Origin of the sequence: uncultured Coprobacter sp. (assembly GCF_947855755.1) — a bacterium.
In the GTDB taxonomy this organism is placed as follows: Bacteria; Bacteroidota; Bacteroidia; order Bacteroidales; family Coprobacteraceae; genus Coprobacter.
This window is the reverse complement of the sequence record NZ_CANUAR010000059.1, coordinates 1-2,810: the sequence shown is the minus strand read 5'-3', so window position 1 is coordinate 2,810 and position 2,810 is coordinate 1. Positions and strand designations below refer to the sequence as shown.

The 2,810-nt window shown below is 41.4% G+C and carries 4 protein-coding genes; 2 read left to right on the top strand and 2 right to left on the bottom strand.

The genetic code is table 11. The features are described from left to right. On the bottom strand, positions 1-758 hold a 758-nt coding region (locus tag Q0093_RS14820; protein WP_297932029.1), incomplete at its 3' end, for a hypothetical protein. Positions 759-986: 228 nt separating this feature from the next. Between Q0093_RS14820 and Q0093_RS14815 the strand changes: the two genes are divergently transcribed. Together Q0093_RS14815 and Q0093_RS14810 are read left to right on the top strand one after the other, a co-directional pair. Further along, on the top strand, positions 987-1,301 hold the full coding sequence (locus Q0093_RS14815) for a helix-turn-helix transcriptional regulator (protein WP_297932027.1): 315 nt from the start codon (positions 987-989) through the stop codon (positions 1,299-1,301). A gap of 8 nt (positions 1,302-1,309) precedes the next feature. Next, a complete protein-coding gene (locus Q0093_RS14810; protein ID WP_297932025.1) occupies positions 1,310-1,633 on the top strand; it encodes a helix-turn-helix transcriptional regulator in 324 nt (107 codons plus the stop codon). A 40-nt stretch (positions 1,634-1,673) separates the two neighbouring features. Here the strand turns inward: Q0093_RS14810 and Q0093_RS14805 are convergent. Further along, a partial coding sequence (locus tag Q0093_RS14805) for a site-specific integrase (protein ID WP_297932023.1) occupies positions 1,674-2,810 on the bottom strand: 1,137 nt, incomplete at its 5' end.

Below are 2,810 nucleotides of genomic sequence, written 5' to 3'. Positions count from 1 at the left end.
CTTTTCCTTTCTTCCCATCGTTTGATTTTCAGTTCAAACAACTTTTCGTTTTCCGAAGTGCAGAACATGAAGCAAGATAGCAACGCCAGCTTGTAATCTAAACTTTCCGTGTTGCTGTTTGCCAAAAGGTAATGCCCTTTATATGGTTTGATCAGACGCTCCAGATAAACGGAACGATATATGATCTTATTGATGTATCTGTCAACGCGACTGCCTTGTCGCAGTTTTTTTATTTTTATGGCGGAAATGAATTTGGTCATCATGGCGATGTTATACACGCGTTTCGATTTTTCTGTAAGCTCTGCGAGCAATTCAAAAAAAGTCGGGCGCACATTCATGCTCAGGATCTCTACAAATATGGGATATAATTCTTCCAGATATTCTTTTAGGCCGTACTTAAAAGAGGTTATAGATGTCTCCTCGTCGGCGCCTTTTCGTTTTGGAGCATTTTCAAAAATACGACTGACCTGCTCATTGTAAAATTCTTTATAGTATTCCTCCACGGGTCTGTCAATGATCTTTTCTTCTTGATCGATCATCCTGCCGGACATTGCCGCGCGTACCATAAAGTTTTCATGGCCTTTTAATCCAAGGGAGTCAATATACTGTTCATAAGGAATTGAGGCCCCCGGAACACAATTATGTAATACGATGTTTTCCAAAGCATAGCCGTTAAACATCACCTGCATTTCCAAAGAAAATATCACCGACAGGATTTTCCTATCGACCTCGTCATGTACAATGCCCTCAACGTTCATAATGTTCTCCTATGTCGTTCTTCTTCTAATAGTATATCAGTTTTATTCTATCATTTCAAATATTCTATCCGTCGAGTCTTGTCGAACCGTATGTGCCTTTGTCGAAAACACAAGTAAACATATATTCTATTAGAAATAGACCACTTTATATTCACAAACCACCTCTATTACAATAAAGTTATAGTCCGATAACAAGCGGAACTATATGGATGTAATGTGAGGTTTGTTATGAATAGTATCGTTCAGCGCATCAATGAACTGCGGACGAAAGCCGGCATGAGCCAAAATGAACTTGCACAAAAGATAGGCGTATCCGCAAACACGGTATATCACTGGAATAAGACCGATGCAATGCCGACCTTATCGAATGTCGAGCGGATATGTGAAGTGTTCGGAATATCGGTCGAACAGTTCTTTCACGGGCTTGGAACAAGCTCTACGGATTCAGACACCTTGAAGTTTTTGATGGAATGGCGAGCGTTATCTGCTTTGGAAAAATCCGCTGTTCGTCAAGTGATTGCCGCGTTTGAAGCCATTCGATGAGGTGAAACATGGTCAATTTGACTGAACGTATTAAAGAACTGATGGACAAGAAGAAATGGACGTGCTATGAATTGTCGGCGCAGACCGGTATTTCGACAAATGCTATTTACGATTGGTTCAAAATCGGTGCAACGCCCTCTCTTGGAAACGTTGTAAGAATATGCGATGCGATGGGTATCTCTTTGGAGCAATTTTTCTGTGGAGCAACCTCGTATCAGCTATCTGTTGAAGAGAAGGAAGTTTTAGATCAATGGTTTGCATTGTCCGATTTGGAAAAAGCAGAAATCATGCATCTGATAGAAACCTTCCGCATTATAAAAAATAACGCATGAAAAAAGGCTGCCAAGCGATCTTGCCGGGCAGCCTTTCTCTTTACAGTTCATATTCTACTTTTTCAATATCACCGAAGTAAACTTCATCTGCGTATTGCGTATATCCTCGATCGACCTTCGATGTGCGGACGTCTTTATCAAATTCATGACCGTCCCAAAGCATGACAAGCTCCAAATTGCAGCCACATTCTTTGCAACGGCTGATAAAGGTGTAGCGCAGCTCGTGCAGATGTCTGTCAGGGAAAATGCGTTTAAGAGTATCTTTCAGAGCTTCTTTGGAAATGGATTTTGCCAAGTTAAAATCGATCATATCCCATATTTTGCGAAACATGGGGGAAATCGGGATCTTTCGCCTGACAGCCGCATAGCCGTGCCGGATTTTTTCTGTTTCGCAGGATATATATGTATATCCATTTACCGTCTCGAGCTGCATGGTATTCCGTTCCCCCACGCGCATTCCGGTATAAAGAAGCACAAGTAAACCATGGATCCCTTTTAAGCTCGTGTTTGTTTTGCAGAATTCTATGAGTTTCTTTTCTTCTTCCTTTGTCAGGGGAGAGCCTTTTTTTACCTCATAATGCGGCAGTATGATTTTGGTCATAGGATTTTTGAACTCATAATCCTCTACCGCAAGTGCAAATACAGCACCAAGCAGTTGTTTTACCTTTTGCGCCGTCCTGTTTTTTCCCTGCTCTACAACGCGGAACAAGTAATCCTGTATTTCTTTGTGCGTAATTCGGTCGATGTGCTTTTCGCCGAAGTTGGGAATTATTTCCGCGTTTATCAGGTTTTCATAGCTTTTGTACGTTCCCTCTTTCAAAGTCGGTTTTTTCTCGGCAAGCCATTGCACAAGGAAGTCTTTCATTATGGGCATAACTGATGGTTTATGCTCTGTCTGTTCTAAAAGAGCTGCAAAGAATTTGCTTTTCATGACGTCGAAATCTTTGGAGGCTACTTCGATTTTATATCCATTTCGATGAAACCGTACCTGATACATTCCGCGATAGTAGCGGTAATGGATGACATTGTTGTTATAGACGAATAACTTTTTGATATCGTCAGGCATTGTGCTGATCTCCTTTTGCGTAAATTTAATCGCGCCGTTCTCTGTCAGGGTGTTATTATCTTTGACCCTGCGTTGAACCGTCTTGGTCGATGCCGCTTTTGCTAAAAGAAC

Coding starts and splice junctions, on each gene's coding strand:
- Q0093_RS14815 (WP_297932027.1), top strand. CDS start 987: ATGAATAGTATCGTTCAGCGCATCAATGAACTGCGGACGAAAGCCGGC.
- Q0093_RS14810 (WP_297932025.1), top strand. CDS start 1,310: ATGGTCAATTTGACTGAACGTATTAAAGAACTGATGGACAAGAAGAAA.